Raw genomic sequence first — 20,195 nt, 5'->3', positions numbered from 1 at the left:
AATTTTATCCGAGAAAGGGCCCTTGGCCACGAACCCACGCGAACTCTCCTAGCCCGGGCCAGGTTGCCCGCCCTGTGCCGATCGCCGAAAATAGCCGCGCAAATCCTCCCCGCCCTGCCCTTATGCTCGCCCCCCCTTTCGGCCGCGTCTACACCACCGAGGAAATCCGCGCCATCGAGCACGCCGTGCTAGGTCGTCCCGACCCGCCTCCCCTCATGGAGCGGGCGGGCCTGGCCGCGGCCAAGTTCGCCCATGCCCGGATGCTGGACGAGCGCCGCACTTCGGTGCTGGTTCTGGCCGGCCCGGGGAACAATGGGGGCGACGCCCTGGTCGCGGCGCGCCATCTCAAGGCCTGGTGGTACCGGGTGGACGTGGTGCTCGCTGGCGATCCCGGCCGCCTCCCCCGGGACGCGACCCAGGCCCTGGAGCGCTGGCGCGCCGCGGGGGGTCGAGTGCTGGACCAGATCCCCCCGGGGCGCCGCTGGGATCTCGTGATCGACGGGTTGTTCGGGTTGGGGCTGACGCGGGACGTGGAAGGCCGCCACCGGGCCCTCATCGAATGGATGAACGGCTCCCGGCTGCCGGTGCTCGCCATCGACATTCCCAGCGGCCTGGACAGCGACACGGGCCGGGTCCGGGGCACCGCCGTGCGGGCGGCGGCCACCGTCACCTTCATGGCCTTGAAGCCTGGGCTACTGACCCTGGACGGTCCCGACCATTGCGGCGAGATTGCCGTGGATCCCCTGGGGCTCGTCCCCGAGGACTTCCCGCCCCAGAGCGTGTTCCTGGTGGAGCGGGACCGGGCCCTCGCCCCCTGGAAGCCCCGTCCACGCAACAGCCACAAAGGCCTGTTCGGCAGCGTCGGCATCCTGGGCGGTGCCCCCACCATGGTGGGCGCGGCCCTGCTGGCGGGACGCTCCGCCCTCAAGCTGGGGGCCGGCCGGGTGTACGTGGGATTGATGGCCCGGGACGGGCCCGCCTGCGACCCGGGTCAGCCCGAGCTTATGCTGCGGCCGCCGGAGGCCTTGTTCCAGCTCGAGCACCTGAGCTGCCTCGCCGTCGGGCCGGGCATGGGCCTGTCTTCCGACGCGTACCAGTGGCTCAAGGCCGCCCTGGAGACCCGGCTCCCCCTGGTGCTGGACGCCGACGCCTTGAACCTCCTCGCCGAATTCCCCCCCCTGCGGGAGGCCCTCGCCGCCCGGGGCCACGCGGTGCTCACTCCCCATCCCGCCGAAGCCGCGCGACTGCTCCAGACCTCCACCGCCCAGGTGCAATCGGACCGCCTGGCGGCGGCCCGGCGCCTGGGGGAAGCCTTCCGCTCGCCCGTGGTGCTCAAGGGGGCGGGGAGCGTCTGCGCCCTCCCCGACGGCACGCGCCATATCAACCCCACGGGCAATCCGGGCATGGCGAGCGCCGGCATGGGGGATGTCCTCACCGGCATGATCGCGGCCCTCATCGCCCAGGGGCTCTCTCCCGAGCAGGCCCTGCTTCTCGCCGTGCACCTGCACGGCGCCGCCGCCGATCGCTGCGTCGAGCAGGGCTGCGGGCCGGTGGGCCTGACCGCCGGGGAGACGGCGGACGCGGCCCGGGAGCTGCTCAATCAGTGGATCGGGCTCAAAGGCTCTACTTAACCGCGAAATCAGCGCTCGGCTGCGGATTCGGGAGGCATGAGGTGGATGGCCTCCGCCAGGAGGGACACCCGGATCGGCTCCCCCGGCGCCACCCGGTTGCGCCGGGCCACGTGGGTGGGCACCGAGAGGGCCAGGGGCAGCGCCTCGCTCCCTTCCACCCGCATGGTCACCGCGGTCATCTCCCCCAGGGGGATGCATTCGTCCACCACCCCCGCCACCGGGTTCTCCCGTTCCCCCCGGGAGGGGCGGTCGCGCCGGTGCAGGATCACGCTCTCCGGCGGGATCAACCAGGCCACGGCGGTGCCCGCGGGGAAGCGCGGGTCGTGGCGCGCCTCCAGCGTGAGGTCCCGCCAGCGGATGAGGGAAAGGCCTCGCTCGGGCCGCTCTTTCATGACAACGCCATGGAACAGGTTGGTGTGGCCGAGCAGCCGGGCCACCGCGACGGAGCCCGGGCGGGCCATCAGCTCCTCCGGCGCCGCGGCGGTCAGGGTCGCGCCCCGCTGCAGGATCACCATGCGGTCGGCCAGCATTCGCGCCTCCTCCAGGTCGTGAGTCACCAGCACGATGGGAAGCCGCAAATCCCGGCGCAACTGCACCAGTTCCCGCTGCAGCTTGCGTCGCGTGACATGGTCCACCGCCGAAAAGGGTTCGTCCATGAGCAGCACTTTGGGTTCCCGCGCGAGCGCCCGAGCCACCGCCACGCGCTGCTGCTGGCCGCCGGAGAGTTCCTTCGGTCGGCGAAATTCAAGGCCATCCAGGTGGACCTGCTTCAGGAGCTGTCGCGCCCGGGACAGTCGCTGTTCCCGCGGCAGGTGTCCCAAGGCGGCCGCCACGTTCTCCACCGCGCTCAGATGGGGAAAGAGCGCGTAGTCCTGGAACACGAAACCCACCGACCGCTCCTGGGGTCGGCGCACGATAGCGCGCCCGGTATCGAGCCACACTTCGCCATCACAGCGCACCTGTCCCCACGAGGGACGATACAAACCCGCTATACACCGAAGAATGGTGGACTTGCCGCTGCCCGATGGACCCACCAGCACCACCAGCTCTCCGGGCGCGCAGTGGAACTGGGCGTTGAGTGGAATAGGACCTGTTTGGCGAAATTCGACGGCAAGTCCCAATTCAGACACGGTAGCGCGGTGAGCGGTGGGTGATGAGGTAAACGATGCCGGTAGAGAAAAAAGAAAACGCCAACAACAGGGCCGACATGGCTCCAGCCGCCTGATGGTCGAAAGCCTGGACCCGGTCGTAGATGGCGATGGCGATGGTCTTGGTCTCTCCCGGGATGTTGCCGCCCACCATGAGCACCACGCCAAACTCCCCCAGGGTATGGGCGAAGGTAAGCGTCGCAGCGGTGAACACGCCTGGCCAAGCCAGCGGCAGCTCGATTCGCCAGAAGGTCCGCCAAGCAGACATGCCGCTGCACCAAGCCGCTTCCCGCACTTGATCGGGAATCGCTTCAAAAGCCCGTTGCAACGGCTGCACGGTGAAAGGAATGTTGAACACGATAGAGGCGATCAATAGCCCCTGGAAGCTGAATACCAGCGTTTTTCCGAACAAGGATTCGTAGAGCTGGCCGATCGGGGAGGCAGACCCCATGACCACGAGCAAGTAATAGCCCAGCACCGTGGGTGGCAGCACGAGCGGCAGCGCTACTGCCGCTTCGATCCATCCTTTACCGCGAAAAGCGTTCCACGCCAGGGAACGAGCGACGAGGATGCCAAGCGGCAGCAGCACCGCCACCGTGGCCGCAGCCAGCTTGAGCGAAAGGATGAGCGCCGTCCAGTCCATGGAAGCTTTCATCCCCCCTCGGCCGGGAGAACGAAACCGTAGCGTCTGAATACCTCTCGAGCGTCGGAAGATTGCAAGTAACGGTAAAACAGCCGCGCAACCTCCCCTGCGCCGCGCATGAGTACCATGCGTTGGCGTAACGGCGGATGCCAGTCCTCGGGGATCAGGGCGAACCGACCCAGCTCCTTGAGCTTGGGCGATAGCGCCAAAGAATAGGCGATGATGCTCCCTTGGGCGGAGCCAGAAGCGGCGAACTGGGCCGCCTGGGAAACATTCTCTCCCAGCACGAGCCGGGGCGCGATCTTCTCCCACAACCCCCGCCGACGCAACGCCGCTTCTGCCGCCCTTCCGTAGGGAGCGTGCTCAGGATTGGCGATGGCGAAACGGCGCAACCGCCCCTCATCCAAAGCGCGCGCCAAGTCCTCGAGCCGGCCGTCCGGCTCGAGGGGCGAGCCTTTGGGAACAAACAGCACGATGCGCCCCACGGCATAGAGTGTGCCCGTGTCCTCAGTGCGTCCCTGCGCAGCCAGGCGTAAGACGTAATCTTCATCGGCGGACAGAAACAGCTGGAACGGCCCGCCTTGGAGGATCTGGTGATAGAAATTCCCCGACGAGCCGTAGCTCAGCCGCAGCCGATGGCCCGTTTGTCTTTCGAACTGCTGGGCAATTTCCGACAGCGCGAACTGAAGGTCAGAGGCAGCGGCGATGACTGGCGCCTCCCCGGCCCGCGCTGGCCAGCCGAACGAAAGCGCCCAGACGAAGGCGGCGAGCACCGCCCAGGTCCTGCGGCCCATGGGAAAGCTCCGTTATGTTTTATTGAATATAACGAACCCGCGAATTATCGACGCACCCCTCGGACGATGTCAACAAACCGGTGAGGCTACTCGCCCGAACGCAGCAAGCGCCGGAACGACTCCACTTCCCCTTCTACGCTCATCCGCGCTTTGTGCTCCATGGCCCGGTAGCGCACGAGCACTTCGCGCCCGAAGGGCGTCAACACCGCGCCGCCTCCGTGACTGCCGCCGGTCGCTGTTTCCACCAGCGGCTCGCGGAAAGCTTGATTCATGCGCGCCACCAAGCTCCAAGCTCGGCGGTAAGACATGCGCATGCGCCGGGCCGCGCCGGAGATAGAGCCCGTTTCGGCGATGGCTTCCAGGAGATCCGCTTTGCCGGGTCCAATGCCCAGTTCCCGCCCCAGCAGCACCCGCACCTTGAGGGGACGAGACGAGCTTGGGGGCGATTGAGTCGTGTCGCTCGCCTTCGGTCTAGATTGGGGACGCGATGCAGAGCGGACCGAGACAGCGGGAGCGCGAGTCATGAGACGGCATCAAGCCTGCCAGCGGGCCGCGGCAATGTCGTCGGATTCGCGCGCCTCGACCCAACGGGTCCCGGAGGGCGTCTGCTCCTTTTTCCAGAAGGGCGCTCTGGTTTTGAGGTAGTCCATGATGAACTCGCAGGCGGCAAAGGCATCGCCCCGGTGCCCGCTTGCCACGGCCACCAGCACGATCTGGTCGGTGGGCTTGAGGGGCCCGACGCGATGGATGACCAGGATATCGATGACGTCCCAGCGGTCCTTCGCCTGGGTCACGATGTCCTCAAGGGCTTTTTCGGTCATGCCGGGATAGTGCTCCAGCACCATGTCCCGTATCGACTCCCCCTCGTTCACATCCCGCACCAGTCCTACGAACGCCGCTACTGCGCCCACCTTGGGATTATTCCGGCGCAGCGCCTGGATCTCCAGGCCCACGTCGAAATCTTCGGTCTGAACGCGAACGCTCATGTCAGCCTCCCGTCACGGGGGGGAAAAAGGCGACTTCGTCGCCGTCTCCGACGGCGGTGCCCAGGTCTGCCATGCGCTGGTTCACGGCCACCCGCACGGCCCGCCCTGGCGCCAGCTCCTCGGCCCACGGGCTTCCCCGCGAGCGCAGCCATTCCACCAGGGAAGCCACGTCGCGAATGCCCGAGCCCATAGCCACTTCTTCGGCGCTCGTCCCCAGGGCTTCCCGCAACCGCGCGAAATAGAGAATCCTCACCATCGCCCGATCAGCCTCCTTGCGACGTCCCGAACCTGCTAGGGCCGCGCGCTGACAGCGCGCGGCGCAGACCCGTGAAGTCCATTATAAAGCCGCAGATGGCGTCGTAATCGCAAAGATCGAACTGCGGAAGGCCGGTCTCAAGGGGCTCGTCGGTGGCCACCGCCACCACGTGGCGGTCGGTCGGATGCAGCAGCGGCTTCCCGGTGGCCTTCCGGTGCACCTCGAGCTTGGGGAAGTCTTGTTTCTTGAAACCCTCGATCAGCACCAGATCGCAAGGCGAGAAGCGCTTGAGGTGCTCTTCCAAGGCGGGCTCGGGCCGACCCCGCAGCTCGTGCATCAGCACCCAGCGGCTCGGCGAAGTGACCAGCACTTCGAAGGCGCCGGCCTCCCGGTGCCGGTACGAGTCCTTTCCCGGCTGGTCCACATCGAACCCATGGTGCGCGTGCTTGATGATCGACACCCGCAGCCCCTCCATCACGAGACGCGGAATGAGCTGCTCGATCAACGTGGTTTTGCCGCTGCCCGAGTAGCCGGCGATACCGAACACTTTCATCATTACAGCTCCTGTACCGGCCACCTCTGTCTTCACGCGTGACGATAGCGGGCGATCAGGCTGGACGCCGCCCCGGGGGCGCGCTCCTGATAGACGGGCTCCGAAAGCAGCCACACGCTAAACTCTGCCCCCTTGCCGTACTCGCTGTCCACCGAGAGGGTACCGCCGTAGCGCTCCACCAGGGTGTAACTGATGGACAGCCCCAGGCCCGTGCCGTGCTGCTTCTTGGTCGTATAGAAGGGATCGAAAATCCGGCTCAGATCCTCCGGGCGGATGCCCGGCCCCGTGTCTCGCACCGACACCACCACGCCCTTGTCCTCCCAATCCCGGCTGCTCAAGGTCAGGGTCCCCCCTTCCTCCATGGCCTGCACCGCGTTGACGATGAGGTTGATCAGCACCTGCTGCAGCTCGTTGCGATTGATACCCACGCTGCGGGTGGCCTGGTAGCGGCGCGCGATCTGGATGTCGCTCTTGGCGAGGACGTGCCGCACCAGCACCAGGCAGTCATCGAGCACGGCGTTGACCTCCACCGGCTCCACGTAGCCCGCGAATTCCGAGGGCCGGGCGAATTGCAGCAGCTTGGTCACGATCTCCCGGATGCGGTTGGCCTGCTCGTCGATTAGCCGGATCTCCCGCTTGACCGGCTCGGCCGCGGGCCCCAGCACCTCCCGCACCACCTCCAGGTTGCCCTGGATCACGGCGATGGGGTTGTTGATCTCGTGGGCCACCCCGGCGGTGAGTTCGCCGATGGCCGCCAACTTTTCCGACATGACCAGTTGCCGCTGGGCGTCGCGCAAATGGCGGTTCGCCTCCTCCAGCTCGCGGGTGCGCTCGATCACCTTCTGGTCGAGTTCGTCGGCGAGCTGCTGAAGTTCCCGGTTGCGCGCCTGGAGCCGGTCCAGCAGCTCGTCGAAGTGGGCCGCGAGCCGCCCGATCTCGTCGCGGCTGCGCACCGGACCGACCCGGGCCTCCGCTTCCCCCGCCTCCACCGCGCTCATGGTCTGGCTCATGCGCTCCAGGGGCTGGAAGACGTTGCGCGCCCAGCGCAGGGAGACCACGCTGCCCAGCACGCCCACCAGCAAGAACAGGGCGCCGATCACCCCCAGGGCGTGAAGCTTGGCCCGCTCGAAAGGCGCTTCCAGGTAGCCCACGTACAGCATGCCCACCCGCCGGCCGCGGTCGTCGGTGACGGGCTCGTAGCCGGAGACGTACCAGTCGTTGACCACGAACGCCCGGTCGAGCCAGGTATCGCCCTCCTCCAGCACTTTCTTGCGCACTTCCGCCGACACCCGGGTGCCCAGCGCCCGCTCGCCCTGGAACAAACGCACGTTGGTGGCGATGCGCACGTCGTCGAGAAATAGGGTGGCCGTGCCTTTGCTTCCGAGGGGAAGGGACCCCTCCCGGTACACGATGCTGTTGATGTTGTCCACGAAATCCAGGTTGCGGTTGAGGAGCACGCCGCCGTGCAGCACGCCCGCTAGCCGACCGCTCGCGTCGAAGACCGGCGCCGCGGAATGGATCATCATGCCTCGGTCCTCGCTCTTGCGCTCCGTGGGCACGGCCTTCTCGGTAGGCACCAGGGGAATGAAGGCCTGCTCCTTGAGCCGCGGGCTCAGCGCCCCGAGTTGCTCGGCGGAAAAGATGGCGATGGATGTGCCCCCCTCGCCGTGGGACGCGCCTTGCACCACGGGCCATTCCAGGTAATTGGCCGGCTGCCACAGATCGTGGCCGGCCGCCACCACGTTGCCCTCCAGGTCCAGCAGGTGGAGGAAGTCCAGGTGCAGATCGCCCCGCTCGGCGGAAAGCAGCCGGGCGAGGGCCTCCCGCCGGGGCGCCGTGGCGGCGGTCACCAGTCGGTGGGACGAGGCGAGCCCGTGCACCTGGGCGCCCACGCTGGCGATCACCCGCTCGAAGTACTCATGGGCCACCGCTAGGTCGGAGTTGACCTTGAAGATGAGCAGGTTGTGGTAGGAGGTGTTGCCCCAGTAGATCACCAGGGCGAGCAGGATCGGCAGCACCACCGTGATCGGCAGCAGCACCATGGCGAGCAGCTTGGCGCGCACCGACGAGCGGAAGCGATGGTGCAGGAAAAGGACGAAGGGCATGGAACGAAGCCGCGGCCGGAAAGATCGGCCTCTGTCAAGAGACCTTCCACAGAGCGCACTTGCGCTCCAGGGTCTTGCGGGAAATCCCGAGCCGCCGCGCCGCCTCGGACTTGTTGCCCGAGACCGCCCGCAGGACGTTGAGGATATGCTGCTTCTCCACTTCTTCCAGGGGCAGGACGGAAGCGGGGGCGTGCTCCTGAGCCACGGACACGGCCGCTGGCAGGTTCTCCAGGGGCACCCGCCCGAGGATCAGGGAGCGCTCCACCAGATTGCGCAGCTCCCGGGCGTTGCCCGGCCAAGGGTAGCGGACCAGGGCTTCCAGCACCTCCGGGGTGAGGGGGACGCGGGGCACGCCCAGCCGGCCCGAGAGCTCCTCCATGAAGCGGCGGGCCAGCACGGGGATGTCCTCCGGGCGCTCCCGCAGGGGCGGGATGAGGATGTTCACTACGTCCAGGCGGTAGAACAGGTCCTGCCGAAAGCGGCCTGCGGCCACCTCCGGAGCCAGGTTGCGGTTGGTGGCGGCGACGATGCGCACGTCCACCGGGATCTCCCGCTCGGAGCCGACTGGCCGGATTTTCTTCTCTTCCAGCACCCGCAGTAGCTTGGTCTGCATGGGAAGGGGCAGCTCCCCGATCTCGTCCAGGAACAGGGTGCCCCCCTGGGCGTAGAAGAAGAGCCCGTTGCGGGATTCGCTGGCCCCGGTGAAGGCTCCTTTCACGTGGCCGAAAAGCTCGCTCTCGATGATCTCCGGCGAGATGGCGCCGCAGTTGACCGGCACGAAGGGCCGCTGGGCCCGGGGGCTCAGCTTGTGCAGCGCCCGGGCGGCCACCTCCTTGCCGGTGCCGGATTCGCCCTGGATCAGGACGGTAGTGGGCAGGGGCGCCAGCCGGCGGATGATTCGGCGCAGCTCTTCCGCCGCCTCGGATTCCCCCACCAGGTCCTCCAGCCCCGCCAGCTCCCGCACTTCCCGGCGCAACACGAAGTTTTCCCGAGCGAGCCGCGCCCGGTCGAAGCAGCGCTGGATGGAATTGAGGAGCTGGTCGATGCGGAAGGGCTTGAGGATGAAGTCCGAGGCGCCCGCCCGCAGGGCGTCGATGGCGGTCTCCAGGTCCGCAAAAGCGGTGATCAGGATGACTTCCCCGTAGAACCCGGACTCCCGCAGCTCCTTGAGCCAGACCACCCCCGCCTTGCCGGGGAGGGCGATGTCCAGGATGACCAGGTCGAAATGGCAGCGCTCCACCAGCCGCGCCCCTTCCTCGGCGGTGGCCACCGTCTCCACCAGCCCGCAGCCCCGATTCTTGAGGGCGCGGCTGATGAAATTGCGCATTCCCTCCTCATCGTCCACCACCAAGACGGCGTATTGGTCCCAAGGGGTGTCCGCAGGCGTGCGTTGGACTTCCGGCGGTGCAGCCCGGGTTCTTCCAGACCCAGCCATATTCCTCCGCAGAAAACTGTTTTTTTGACAGAGCATTAGAGCATTATTGAGACATTTTGTCCACTATTTTAAGCCCCCCGCGAAGGGGGGTTAAAAAAGATCATGATCCCCAAGGCCTACCTTCCCGCGTCCTCGACCGCAAAAGGCGCATGCTCAGCGAGCTTTTGCGGTGCTCGGACCGGCGTTCGGAAAGAACAACTGCTCTCCGTCGATTTTGAAGCTCGCGATGGCCTGCTGGCCCTCCGGGGAGACGAGCCAGTCGATGAAAGTCTGCCCCCAGTCCCGCCTGACGTAGGGGTGCCGGGCCGGATTCACCAGGATCACCCCGTATTGATTGAACAACCGTTGGTCCCCTTCCACCAGGAGGGCGAGGCCGCCCCGGTTCCGGAAGCTCAACCAGGTCCCCCGGTCGGACAGGAGATAGGCGTTCATGGAGGCGGCGGTGTTGAGGGCGGGTCCCATGCCGCAGCCGCACTCCCGGTACCAGGGCCCCTTGTGCCGATCGATGTCGATCCCCGCCAGCGCCCATAGCCTGCGCTCGGCGGCGTGGGTGCCGCTCTTGTCTCCCCGGGACACGAAGGGGGCTCGCGCCGCCTCAATGTTCTTGAGGGCGGCCACGATGTCCTTGCCGCCTGCCCCAGCCGGGTCCGAGCGGGGCCCGATGAGAATGAAATCGTTGTACATCACCTGCCGGCGTTCGACCCCATGGCCCTCGGCGACGAATTTTTCTTCCGCCGCCTTATCATGGACGAACACCACGTCCGCGTCCCCCCGCCGGCCGATGTCCAGGGCCTGGCCGGTACCCACCGCCACCACCCGCACCTGGATGCCGGTTTTCTGCTCGAACAGGGGAAGCAGGTGCTTGAACAGCCCCGATTGCTCGGTGGAAGTGGTGGAAGCCACCGTGATATAGCGGTCCTCTGCCCAGGCGTTGGCGAGGGTGACCAAAGCAAGCGCCAAGACGAGGGAAATTCGCCGCTTCAATGCCATGGAAGCTCTCCCTGAATGAATGCCTCGGCTTCGACCGAGGCGGGTTTGCGGAAAAACTGGTCTGCGGCGCTCCGCTCCACCAGCCGCCCCTCGTAGAGGAACAGGACCTCGTCGGCAAGGCGGCGCGCCTGCCCCAGGTTGTGGGTGGTCATCACGATCTTGGTCCCTTCGGCATGGATCGCGGCGATGATAGCCTCCACCTCCCGAGAGGCCCCCGGGTCCAGGTTGGCCGTGGGCTCGTCCAAGAACAGGACCTCGGGCTTCAAGGCCCAGGCCCGGGCGATGGCCAGGCGCTGCTGCTCGCCACCGGAGAGCACCCGGGCCGGACGATCGGCGAGGGCGGAAAGCCCGACCCGCTCCAGGGCCTGCCAGGCCCGGGCTTCCCGCTCTCGCCGCGGCACGTGGGAAAGCTTCAGGGCATAGCGGATGTTGTCGATGGCCGAGCGGCGCAGCATCACCGGCCGCTGGAACACCATGGCTTGCCGCCGGGGCTCGCCGGGCGCCTCCGGCGCGTTCCAGCGTATCGAGCCGCTGGTCGGGGCGAGCAGCCCGTGGCACAGGCGCATGAGCACGCTCTTGCCCGCTCCGTTGGGCCCAAGGATGACGGTGCGCTGCCCCGGCCCGATCTCCGCCGTGATGCGGTCGATGAGGATGCGGCCGCCGGCCCGGTAGCTCACCTCCGTGAGGACGAGGGGCAGCAAGGAGGCGTCGAGCTTGGTCGCGGACCTATCCATAGCGGCGCTGGGCCATTTCCTTCACCAGGTACGCCGCCGCGTTGAGGGACAGCACGATGGCCATGAGGATGATCCCCAGCCCCAGGGCGAGGGGAAGATCCCCCTTGCTGGTCTCCAGGGCGATGGCGGTGGTCATGACCCGAGTCACCCCGTCGATGTTGCCGCCCACGATCATCACCGCCCCCACCTCGGCGGCGGCCCGCCCGAAGCCGGCGAGGATCGCCGTCACCAGGGAAAAGCGGCAGTCCCACAACAGGGTGAGGGCCCATTGCACCGGGCCCGCCCCCAGGGACTTGAGCTGCTCCGCGTATTCGTTCCAGGCGTCCTCGACGGCCTGGCGCGCCAGCGCGGCGATGATGGGGGCGACCAGCACGGTCTGGGCGATCACCATGGCGGCGGGGGTAAACAGCAGGCCCAGCTCGCCCAAAGGCCCAGCCCGGGACAAGAGCAGGTAGATGAGCAATCCTGCGATCACCGGTGGCAGCCCCATGAGGGCGTTGAGGATCACGGTCACCGCCCGGCGGCCGGGAAAGCGGGCCACCGCCAGGGCGGCCCCCACCGGCAGGCCGATGAGGGCGGCGAGCCCCACCGCCGTGAGGCTCACCCGCAGGCTCAAGCCCACGATCTCCCACAGGGCGGAATCGGCGCCGCCGATGAGGGCGAGGGCCTGGGAAAAAGCCAGCCCCAAGGTGCCGTTCACAGGAACAAGCCCTCCGGCCGAGAACCGCACCCCGTCTCCCCGCCCGTCGCAAAGCTTAATATGCAACTGTTATTCATAAATCGTTATATTGATTGATGCACAATACTATTTTTCGTTGCTTATTCTTGCAATATGCTCTATTTTGCATATATGCAAATCCTTGAACCCGAGCTTGCCTGGTCCCTTCAAGGGGATGAAAAGCTCCTCCTGGACGGAGGCTTTCTCGCCTTGCTCCGGGCGGTGGGCGCCACCGGCTCCCTCGCCCGGGCGGCGCGGGCGACGGGCGTTTCTTATCGCCACGCCTGGGGGCAGATCGTCCGGGCCGCCGAGGGGCTGGGCGCTCCCCTGGTGCAACTGGAACAGGGCCGGGGCGCGCGCCTCACTCCCGTCGGGGAACGCCTCCTGGCCATGGATACCCGCTTGAGGCGGCGGCTGAACACCGAAGCCGCGCCCCTCCTCGCAGAACTGGCCGAGGCGCTCCCCCACCTCGAAAAACCCAGCGGCGGAGCGCTCCCCATCCGCGCGAGCCATGATCTGTTGCTGGCGGCCTTGCGGGAGCGGCTCGATTCAGCCCTGCCCATCGACATCGTTTTTCAGGGAAGCTCGGAAAGCCTGGAGTCCCTACGGCGCGGCCAGTGCCGGCTCGCCGGATTCCACCTGTGCCCGCAAACCCTGCCTGACGGGCGGCGCATGCTGGAGCCGTTCCTCCGCGGCCATTCCATCGTCATCGTTCTGCTCGCCTGGCGGGAGCAGGGATTGATGGTGGGGCAAGGCAATCCCCGGTCGATCCGGAAGCTGGCCGATCTTACCCGCCCGCAGGTGCGTTTCATCAACCGCCAGCGGGGATCCGGAACGAGGCTGCTCTTCGACCGGCTGCTGGCCGAGGCTGGCGTGTCCGCCGCGGGCATCACAGGCTATTCCCACGAGGAATTCACCCATCAGGCGGTGGCCGCCACGGTGGCGAGCGGCGGTGCCGACGCGGGCTTCGGCATCCGCGCCGCGGCCCATCTCTACGGCCTGGAGTTCATCCCGCTGGCCCGGGAAGTCTACTATCTCGCCTGCCGGCGCAGAAGCCTGGGGGAGCCGGCCGTGCAGAAACTTTTGCAGGCGATCCGCGGATCCGAGTTGCGGGCCGCGGCCGCGGCGCTCCCCGGCTACGACGTGACCGGGGCCGGAAAGATTTTCAGCCTGTCGGAGTTGCTGGCATCGGAAACGATGTCCTCGAAGCCGGCCGGCGGCCCACACCATGGAGGCTCTTGATATGAAGCTGAGCGCACGCAACGTCCTTCCCGGAAAAATCAAACAGATTCGCAAAGGCCCCATCAGCACGGAAGTCGTTCTGGAGGTGGCCGCGGGGGTAGAGATCGTTTCCGTGATCACCACCGGATCGGCGGAAAACCTCGGGCTTAAAGAGGGCGAGGCGGCCTACGCCGTATTCAAGGCCGACAGCGTGATGGTGGGCGTGGACCGCTGAAGCCGGGCTTGTCCGCAGCCGGGAAGGCGGGGCTGCTAAAATGATTTTTTGCCGCGTTTGGTCCGTGCCGTCGCTTCGAGGGAGCCGCTTGACCCGTGCCCAGGTTGAAAAGGCCGCCGCCCCTTGGGGCCGCAGGGAGCTCGCCGGCGCGGCCTTCGCCGTCCTCCTGATGGCAGCCCTTCTTGCCAGGGCCGAGACGACGGTGACCTTCGAAGACTCGGCGGGACGGCGGATCGCCGTGCCGGCCCGAGTGGAGCGGGTGTTCGCCGCGGGACCGCCTGCCAGTGTCCTCGTCTTCGCCATCGCCCCCGATACCCTTCTCGGATGGAACCGGGCCATGACGCCCGAGGAGGCCCGCTTCATTCCCCCGCGTTACGCCGCCCTTCCGGCCCTGGGTCGGCTGACGGGGCGCGCCAACACCGCTAACGTGGAAACGGTGCTGGAGGCCCGCCCCGATCTCATCCTGGACGTGGGCTCCGTGACGCCCACCTTCGTATCCCTCGCTGATCGGGTGCAGGCCCAGACCGGCGTGCCCTACGTGCTGCTGGACGGGCGGCTCGAAGCGCTGTCTCGCACTTTGGAGCTGGCAGGGGCCCTGCTAAGGCGCGACGACCGCGCCCAGCGGCTCGCCCAGTACGTGGGCCGCACGCTGGAGGAGGTGCGCACCCAGGTATCGATGATTGCCGAAGAGCAGCGCCCGCGGGTGTACTACGCCCGGGGACCGAACGGGCTGCAGACGGCCCTGCCCGGCTCCATCAACGTGGAGGCGCTGGAGTTCGTAGGCGCCCGCAACGTGGCTGCGGGCCCACCCGGCGGCGGGCTAATCAACGTGTCCCGGGAACAGGTGCTCGCCTGGAATCCCGAGGTGATCGTCACCATCGATCCCAACTTCTACGCCGCGGTATGGAGCGATCCCGCCTGGGCCGGGGTGGCGGCCGTGCGCAGCGGACGGGTGCACCTCTCGCCCCATCTCCCGTTCGGATGGGTGGACTTTCCGCCCGGCCTCAATCGGGTGATGGGCGTGCGCTGGCTGGCGGCCGTCCTGTACCCTGATCGCTTCCCCGGCGACCTGCGGCGCGAGACCGAGGGGTTCTACCGCCTGTTCTACCATTGCTCCCCGGATCCGGCGCTCCTCGACGCGCTCCTTGCGCCGCAGAGGCCTCTCCGATGACCAGCGTCTTCGCCTTGCGTCGCGGCTCCGGGAGTGGCCTGTCCCAGTGGCCCCTCTGGGCGTCTTCCGCCCTGCTGCTGGGCTTAGTGGTCGTAGCCCTCATGGTGGGCAAATTTCCCGTCTCCCCCGGCGAGCTCTTCCACGTCCTGGTCGCCCGGCTGGGCGGGACAGCCGCCGCCCCTTCCGCCGTGGAGACCGTGATCTTCCAGATCCGCGGGCCGCGCATCGCCGCCGCCATCGTGGTGGGCGCCGCCCTCGCCGCGGCGGGGGCGGCCTACCAGGGCATGTTCCGCAACCCCCTAGTCTCCCCCGACATCCTCGGGGTCTCTTCCGGCGCAGCCTTAGGGGCGGCCCTCGCCATATTTTTTTCCCTGGGGGTCGTGGCGATCCAGGGATTCGCCTTCGTGGGAGGGCTCCTTGCCGTGGCCGTGGTGTACGCAGTGGGCTCGGCGGTGCGCCGCCACGACCCCATCCTCACCCTCATCCTGGCGGGCGTTGTGATCGGAACCCTCCTCGGGGCGCTACTCGCCCTGATCAAATACCTCGCCGACCCCTACAATCAGCTGCCCGCCATCACCTACTGGCTCCTGGGGAGCCTGGCCGCCATCACCCCCTCGGACCTGCGGGTGGCGGCGCCCCTGGCCCTCGCCGCGCTGCTGCCGCTCACGCTGTTGCGCTGGCGCATGAATCTCCTCTCGCTCCCTGACGACGAGGCCCGGGCCCTGGGCGTGAACACGGCAGCCCTGCGCCTCGCAGTGGTGTGCGCGGCGACCCTTATGACAGCGGCAAGCGTCGCGGTGAGCGGGGTGATCGGCTGGGTCGGGCTCCTCGTGCCCCACGCGGCCCGGCTCCTGGTGGGGCCGGACTTCGGCCGCCTGTTGCCCCTCAGCATGGTGTTCGGGGCGTGCTATCTGCTGGCGGTGGACACGCTGGCGCGGACCCTGGCGGCGATCGAAATCCCTCCCGGCGTGCTCACCGCCGTGATCGGGACGCCGGTGTTCCTGTGGCTGCTCGCCACCACCCGGCGGGGATGGTGATGCACCCTGCGGCGCTTGAGGTCAACGACCTCGCTTACGGCTACCCGGACCGGGTCATCGGGGCGGGATTCCGCTTTACCCTGGCGCCAGGCCAGGTGATCTGCGTGCTGGGGCCCAACGGCTGCGGCAAGACCACCCTCTTTCGCACCGTCCTGGGCCTGCTGCCCCCCAAGGCGGGGGACATCCTCGTCGAGGACGTGCCCATCGGGCGCTGGCGCCGGGACGCCCTCGCCCGGGCCATGGGCTACGTTCCCCAGGCCCACAGCGGCTATTTCGCCTTCACCGTGCGGGAGATTGTGCTCATGGGGCGCACCGCCCACCTGCCCCTGTTCGGGGCACCCGGCCGCCGCGACCACGAAGCGGCAGAGCGGATCATGGCCATGCTGGGCATCGACCACCTGGCGGACCGGATCTACACCCAGGTGAGCGGCGGCGAGCGGCAGCTCGCCCTCATCGGGCGGGCCTTGGCCCAGGAGCCGAAGCTGCTGGTGCTGGACGAGCCCACGGCCAACCTGGACTTCGGCAACCAGCTCCTGGTGCTCGCCCAGATGCGCGCCCTCGCCCGGGAAAGCATCGGCATCCTGTTCTCGACCCACGATCCGGACCAGGCCTTCATCTGCGCCGATCGGGTGCTGATGTTGCGCGACGGGGCCATCTTGTGCGACGGCCCGCCGGCGGATGCCATCACCAGCGAGAACCTGTACCGGGTGTACGGCGTCCATGTCCAGGTGATGGATGTCCCCGTGGGCCCGGGCGAGACCCGCAAGACCTGCGTCCCGTCCCTCGCGCGAAGGAATGCCGCCCCCCACGGCATCCCTCGACCGGGACGGCGTAAAATTCGAAGACCAGCCAGGCCCGAAAGAATCCACGGAGCGAAGACCATGCAACCAGCGAAATCCCTGCAGGCGGCGAGCTGCGCCGACGATTACGACCCCAACTCCCTGCCGGTGGACAAGGCCCGGCAGCTCATCCGGCAGTTTCTCGTTCCTGTGACCGGCACCGAGCGGGTGAGCCTGCGCGCCGCCCTGGGGCGGGTGCTGGGGGAGGACGTGATCTCCCCCCTGGCCGTTCCCGCCCACGACAATTCCGCCATGGACGGCTACGCCGTGCGCCACACCGATTTGAAGCCTGACGGAGAAACCGCACTCCGGGTGCTGGGCACCGCCTTCGCCGGAGCGCCTTTCCGTGGCGCGGTGGGGCCCGGCGAGTGCGTGCGCATCATGACCGGTGCCATCGTTCCCGCCGGCGCGGACACGGTAGTCATGCAGGAGCAGGTGCAGTCCGACGGGCAGACGGCCCGGATCGGGCCGGGGAACTACAAAGCCGGGCAGAACGTGCGTCGGGCGGGGGAGGATCTCAAGCCGGGACAGGTGGTGCTCGTCCGGGGCAAGCAGCTCCGGCCCGCGGAGCTGGGGCTGCTCGCCTCCCTGGGCATCGGCGAGGTCCCGGTGTTCCGGCGCCTGCGGGTGGCCTTCTTTTCCACGGGGGACGAGCTGGTGTCCATCGGCACCCCCTTGGGGGAAGGCCAGATCTACGACAGCAACCGCTATACCATCTACGGCATGCTCGCTCGCCTGGGGTGCGAGGTGATCGACATGGGGGTGGTGCGGGACGACCCGGCGGCCCTGGAGCAGGCCTTCCAGGAAGCCGCCGCCATGGCGGACGTGGTGATCACCAGCGGCGGGGTGTCCGTCGGGGAGGCCGACTACACCAAGGATCTCTTGGACAAGCTGGGGGAGGTGGTGTTCTGGAAGATCGCCATGAAGCCCGGCCGGCCCCTAGCCTACGGCAAAGTCGGAGGAGCCCACTTCTTTGGGCTGCCGGGAAACCCGGTCTCCGTCATGGTGACCTTCTACGAATTCGTCCGCGACGCGCTGCTCGTGCTGATGGGGCGAAGCGACGTGACACCCCTGCCCACCTTCCAGGTGAGATGCGTCACTCCCCTCAAGAAAGCACCCGGCCGTACCGAGTTCCAGCGGGGGATTCTGTCCCAGGAGCCCTCGGGGGAATGGGTAGTGCGGGTCACGGGGGAACAGGGCTCCGGCATCCTGCGCTCCATGGCGGAGGCCAACTGCTTCATCGTCCTGCCCCACGACCAGGGTCCCCTGCCCGCCGGCAGCCTGGTGGAGGTGCAGCTTATGGAAGGCCTGGTATAGGGGGACGGGCGGCCCGGGTCAGGTCGCCACCAAATCGAGCAGCCGCTCAATGCGCTCGATCCGCGCATCCAATCCGAACGAAAAAGCCCGGGGCGCACCAACAAAAAAGCGCAACCCGAAGGTTGCGCCCCATTTTCCGAACCGGCGGTCAGTTACTTCTTTGTCTCTTTCGCGGCGGCCGCGGCGACCGGCTTGGCAGTCTCGGGGGCCGCCCCGGCCTTGGCGCGCTTGTAGCGCTCGGAAATCATGTCTTGCACCCGGGCAAGGGCCTCCGCTTGCTTCTTCGCCGCCTCCTCGGCCTTGCGCTTGGCTTCCTCCATCTTGGCTTTTTCTTCTTCCGTCGGCGGCGGCAGCTTGGCCTGAACCGTGCCCGCCGCGCCGACCGCGAGCAGGGCCCCCATCGCCGCGGCGATCCATGTGCTGCGCTTCATTTGCCTCCTCCTCAAGCCCGTTGCGGGGCGCCGCCCACGGTGGGCGCGGCCTGGGCCCCCGCCTTCTGCTGGGCCTTGACCTCCTCGTACCAGTACTCGTGGTGGGCCTTGGCCCAGGCCTCGTCCACCATGCCGTCGTAGCGCATGGAGTGGTAGGCCCCCTGGACGCCGATGGTGCCCAGGTAGATGTGGCCCATGCCGAAGGCCATGTAGAGCAGCGCGCCGATGGCGTGGATCACGTTGGCGAGCTGCATTGCCTCACGCCCCTGCCCGAAGTTCGGGAAGTCCAGGATCAGCCCGGTGACGCTCACCACGATGGTGAGGAAAACGACGCCGATCCAGAACCACAGCTTCTCGCCGGCGTTGAAAAAGCCGGAAGGCACCTCCTTCTTGCTGAAAAAGCCCCCCAGCTTGGCGAGCCACTGCAGGTCGTAGGCGCGGGGGAGGTTGCGCCCCATGTAGGTGGCAATCATGGCCAGCGCCGAGACGATGAAGTACGGCCCCACGAAGTTGTGCAGGTTTTTCGACAGGTTGGCGAAAAACGCGAACACCGTGTAACCGAACACCGGCAGCAGCACGAACTTTCCGAAAAGGATGACGAGGCCGGTGATGGCCAGGATCACCCAGGAGATGGCCGTGGACCAGTGGATCACCCGGTCCCAAGCGCTGAAGCGCAGGATCTTGCGCCCGGTGTCGGGCTCGTGCTGCCCGATGGGGCCCCGGATCAGGTAGAAGGCGAGGATCAGGAGCGGAACCGCGATCATCAGGATGCCGCCATACAAAGTGACGGGACCGTTGCGCAGCTCCCGCCAGGTCTCTCCCTGGGACTGGACCAACACCCCGGTTTCGACGCCGCGCACCTGGGTGATGCCCTGACCCGAGCGCACCTCGCGCCACACCGGCGCGTTGTTGAGGGGCTGGGTCTCCTGGCGCGCTTGCTGCTCCTCGACCCGCTGCATCGGGACATCCACGAACGGCTGCTGCCCGGGAGCGGCCAGCGCCGTCCCCCCGATCAGCGCCAGGCCCAGCAGCCCGGTCGCCGCGAAACGGGCACAGACAAGGTTTGGCATGGATTCCTCCTATCGTCCGGCCGTATCGCCCGCGATGCGGACGTACTCGTTCTGGCCCAACTGCCGGGTCTTAATGCTCTTCTCCCAGGCCGCCTTATCGCCCTTGAACTCCTCGTTGTCCCACGGCAGGCTGTCCGGCTTGCCCTGGTACTTGCCCGCCTTGTACTGGGTCACCTGCGGCCTCTCGCCGCAGGCCCCGAGTCCCAAGGCGAGCAGGGCCGCGATGGCGGCCGCTGCCACCTTTTTCATGATCAGCCTCCTTTCCCGGCCGGCGCGCTCGGCTGCTGCTCAGGCCGCCCGTAGGCGGTCGCCCAGCCCCAGACCTCCGCGCCCCTGCCGCGCACCAGGACCCGCTGCCGATAGATGTCCGCCAGCACGTCCCCATCGCCGCCCAGGAGGGCCTTGGTGGAGCACATCTCGGCGCAGGCGGGGAGCTTTCCTTCCGCGATGCGGTTGCGGCCGTACTTCTTGAATTCCACCTCGGAGAAGTCCGGCTCGGGGCCGCCGGCGCAGAAGGTGCACTTGTCCATCTTGCCGCGCAGCCCGAAGCCCCCGTCTTGGGGAAACTGGGGCGCGCCGAACGGGCAGGCGTAGAAGCAATAGCCGCAGCCGATGCACAGATCCTTGTCGTGCAGGACGATGCCCTCCGAGGTCTTGTAGAAGCAGTCCACCGGACACACCGCCATGCACGGGGCGTCCGAGCAGTGCATGCACGCCACCGAGATGGAGCGCTCCCCGGGCACGCCGTCGTTGATGGTCACCACCCGCCGGCGGTTCACGCCCCAGGGCACCTCGTGCTCGTTCTTGCACGCGGTCACGCAGGCGTTGCACTCGATGCAGCGCTCCGCGTCGCATATGAACTTCATTCGAGCCATGGTCTA

Annotated in this window: 22 protein-coding genes and 1 pseudogene; 7 read left to right on the top strand and 16 right to left on the bottom strand. The window is 67.5% G+C overall.

The features are described from left to right. The first annotated feature begins 122 nt into the window (after positions 1-122). The gene (locus ACUVYZ_RS12155; RefSeq protein ID WP_439934706.1) at positions 123-1,631 is read left to right on the top strand and encodes an NAD(P)H-hydrate dehydratase; all 1,509 of its coding nucleotides are present in this window, start codon (positions 123-125) and stop codon (positions 1,629-1,631) included. An 8-nt stretch (positions 1,632-1,639) separates the two neighbouring features. Here the strand turns inward: ACUVYZ_RS12155 and ACUVYZ_RS12150 are convergent, their stop codons facing one another. From ACUVYZ_RS12150 to ACUVYZ_RS12095, 12 genes are all read right to left on the bottom strand, one after another. After that, positions 1,640-2,761, bottom strand: a complete 1,122-nt coding sequence (locus tag ACUVYZ_RS12150; protein ID WP_439934705.1) for an ABC transporter ATP-binding protein — start codon at positions 2,759-2,761, stop codon at positions 1,640-1,642. Continuing rightward, positions 2,754-3,422: a molybdate ABC transporter permease subunit gene (gene modB, locus ACUVYZ_RS12145; protein ID WP_439934728.1), complete on the bottom strand. Its 669-nt coding sequence runs from the start codon at positions 3,420-3,422 to the stop codon at positions 2,754-2,756. The genes ACUVYZ_RS12150 and modB overlap by 8 nt, the downstream gene beginning before the upstream one ends. 8 nt (positions 3,423-3,430) lie before the next feature. Further along, positions 3,431-4,216 carry a molybdate ABC transporter substrate-binding protein gene (modA, locus tag ACUVYZ_RS12140; RefSeq protein ID WP_439934704.1) on the bottom strand — a complete coding sequence of 262 codons (786 nt, stop codon included), beginning with the start codon at positions 4,214-4,216 and terminating at the stop codon, positions 3,431-3,433. 86 nt (positions 4,217-4,302) lie between these two features. After that, positions 4,303-4,632, bottom strand: coding sequence for a winged helix-turn-helix domain-containing protein (locus tag ACUVYZ_RS12135; RefSeq protein WP_205617518.1), 330 nt, complete (start codon positions 4,630-4,632; stop codon positions 4,303-4,305). 117 nt (positions 4,633-4,749) lie between these two features. Then, complete coding sequence (gene moaE, locus ACUVYZ_RS12130) at positions 4,750-5,202, bottom strand: molybdopterin synthase catalytic subunit MoaE (RefSeq protein ID WP_439934703.1); 453 nt, start codon at positions 5,200-5,202, stop codon at positions 4,750-4,752. 1 nt (position 5,203) lies between these two features. Continuing rightward, positions 5,204-5,458 carry a molybdopterin converting factor subunit 1 gene (moaD, locus tag ACUVYZ_RS12125; RefSeq protein ID WP_439934702.1) on the bottom strand — a complete coding sequence of 85 codons (255 nt, stop codon included), beginning with the start codon at positions 5,456-5,458 and terminating at the stop codon, positions 5,204-5,206. Between the two features lie 7 nt (positions 5,459-5,465). Continuing rightward, positions 5,466-6,011, bottom strand: a complete 546-nt coding sequence (mobB, locus tag ACUVYZ_RS12120) for a molybdopterin-guanine dinucleotide biosynthesis protein B (RefSeq protein ID WP_439934727.1) — start codon at positions 6,009-6,011, stop codon at positions 5,466-5,468. Positions 6,012-6,043: 32 nt separating this feature from the next. Beyond that, entirely contained in the window at positions 6,044-8,116 is a 2,073-nt protein-coding gene (locus tag ACUVYZ_RS12115; RefSeq protein WP_439934701.1) for a sensor histidine kinase, read from the bottom strand. 34 nt (positions 8,117-8,150) lie between these two features. Then, complete coding sequence (locus ACUVYZ_RS12110; protein WP_439934700.1) at positions 8,151-9,551, bottom strand: sigma-54-dependent transcriptional regulator; 1,401 nt, start codon at positions 9,549-9,551, stop codon at positions 8,151-8,153. Between the two features lie 153 nt (positions 9,552-9,704). Continuing rightward, positions 9,705-10,541 carry a substrate-binding domain-containing protein gene (locus ACUVYZ_RS12105; protein WP_439934699.1) on the bottom strand — a complete coding sequence of 279 codons (837 nt, stop codon included), beginning with the start codon at positions 10,539-10,541 and terminating at the stop codon, positions 9,705-9,707. Then, complete coding sequence (locus tag ACUVYZ_RS12100) at positions 10,532-11,275, bottom strand: ABC transporter ATP-binding protein (RefSeq protein ID WP_439934698.1); 744 nt, start codon at positions 11,273-11,275, stop codon at positions 10,532-10,534. The genes ACUVYZ_RS12105 and ACUVYZ_RS12100 overlap by 10 nt, the downstream gene beginning before the upstream one ends. Further along, positions 11,268-11,975, bottom strand: a complete 708-nt coding sequence (locus tag ACUVYZ_RS12095; protein WP_439934697.1) for an ABC transporter permease — start codon at positions 11,973-11,975, stop codon at positions 11,268-11,270. Before ACUVYZ_RS12095 ends, ACUVYZ_RS12100 begins: the two co-directional genes overlap by 8 nt. A gap of 150 nt (positions 11,976-12,125) precedes the next feature. Between ACUVYZ_RS12095 and ACUVYZ_RS12090 the strand changes: the two genes are divergently transcribed. The 6 genes and pseudogenes from ACUVYZ_RS12090 (at position 12,126) to moeA (ending at position 17,813) form a co-directional block, all read left to right on the top strand. Further along, positions 12,126-13,235 (top strand): substrate-binding domain-containing protein, encoded by a 1,110-nt coding sequence (locus ACUVYZ_RS12090; RefSeq protein ID WP_439934696.1) that lies wholly within the window; start codon positions 12,126-12,128, stop codon positions 13,233-13,235. A 1-nt stretch (position 13,236) separates the two neighbouring features. Next, positions 13,237-13,449, top strand: coding sequence for a TOBE domain-containing protein (locus tag ACUVYZ_RS12085; RefSeq protein WP_439934695.1), 213 nt, complete (start codon positions 13,237-13,239; stop codon positions 13,447-13,449). Positions 13,450-13,537: 88 nt separating this feature from the next. Further along, positions 13,538-14,620 (top strand): iron ABC transporter substrate-binding protein, encoded by a 1,083-nt coding sequence (locus ACUVYZ_RS12080; RefSeq protein ID WP_439934694.1) that lies wholly within the window; start codon positions 13,538-13,540, stop codon positions 14,618-14,620. After that, positions 14,617-15,657, top strand: a complete 1,041-nt coding sequence (locus ACUVYZ_RS12075) for a FecCD family ABC transporter permease (protein WP_439934693.1) — start codon at positions 14,617-14,619, stop codon at positions 15,655-15,657. Before ACUVYZ_RS12080 ends, ACUVYZ_RS12075 begins: the two co-directional genes overlap by 4 nt. After that, positions 15,651-16,247, top strand: a pseudogene (locus tag ACUVYZ_RS12070) (ABC transporter ATP-binding protein); the annotation flags it as partial. The gene ACUVYZ_RS12075 and the pseudogene ACUVYZ_RS12070, both read left to right, overlap by 7 nt. Positions 16,248-16,538: 291 nt before the next feature. After that, positions 16,539-17,813, top strand: a complete 1,275-nt coding sequence (gene moeA / locus ACUVYZ_RS12065; RefSeq protein ID WP_439934726.1) for a molybdopterin molybdotransferase MoeA — start codon at positions 16,539-16,541, stop codon at positions 17,811-17,813. 152 nt (positions 17,814-17,965) lie between these two features. Here the strand turns inward: moeA and ACUVYZ_RS12060 are convergent, their stop codons facing one another. Genes ACUVYZ_RS12060 through fdh3B form a run of 4 tightly spaced genes read right to left on the bottom strand, consistent with a single transcriptional unit; the run spans position 17,966 to position 20,189 of the window. Further along, positions 17,966-18,244 carry a hypothetical protein gene (locus tag ACUVYZ_RS12060; protein ID WP_439934692.1) on the bottom strand — a complete coding sequence of 93 codons (279 nt, stop codon included), beginning with the start codon at positions 18,242-18,244 and terminating at the stop codon, positions 17,966-17,968. 11 nt (positions 18,245-18,255) lie between these two features. Further along, the gene (locus tag ACUVYZ_RS12055) at positions 18,256-19,314 is read right to left on the bottom strand and encodes a formate dehydrogenase subunit gamma (protein WP_439934691.1); all 1,059 of its coding nucleotides are present in this window, start codon (positions 19,312-19,314) and stop codon (positions 18,256-18,258) included. A 9-nt stretch (positions 19,315-19,323) separates the two neighbouring features. Further along, the gene (locus ACUVYZ_RS12050) at positions 19,324-19,563 is read right to left on the bottom strand and encodes a hypothetical protein (RefSeq protein ID WP_439934690.1); all 240 of its coding nucleotides are present in this window, start codon (positions 19,561-19,563) and stop codon (positions 19,324-19,326) included. 2 nt (positions 19,564-19,565) lie between these two features. Continuing rightward, positions 19,566-20,189, bottom strand: a complete 624-nt coding sequence (fdh3B, locus tag ACUVYZ_RS12045; RefSeq protein WP_439934689.1) for a formate dehydrogenase FDH3 subunit beta — start codon at positions 20,187-20,189, stop codon at positions 19,566-19,568. Positions 20,190-20,195: the final 6 nt, after the last annotated feature.

Source organism: Pelomicrobium sp. P1, assembly GCF_052805615.1.
This window is presented reverse-complemented; position numbering and strand designations above follow the sequence as displayed.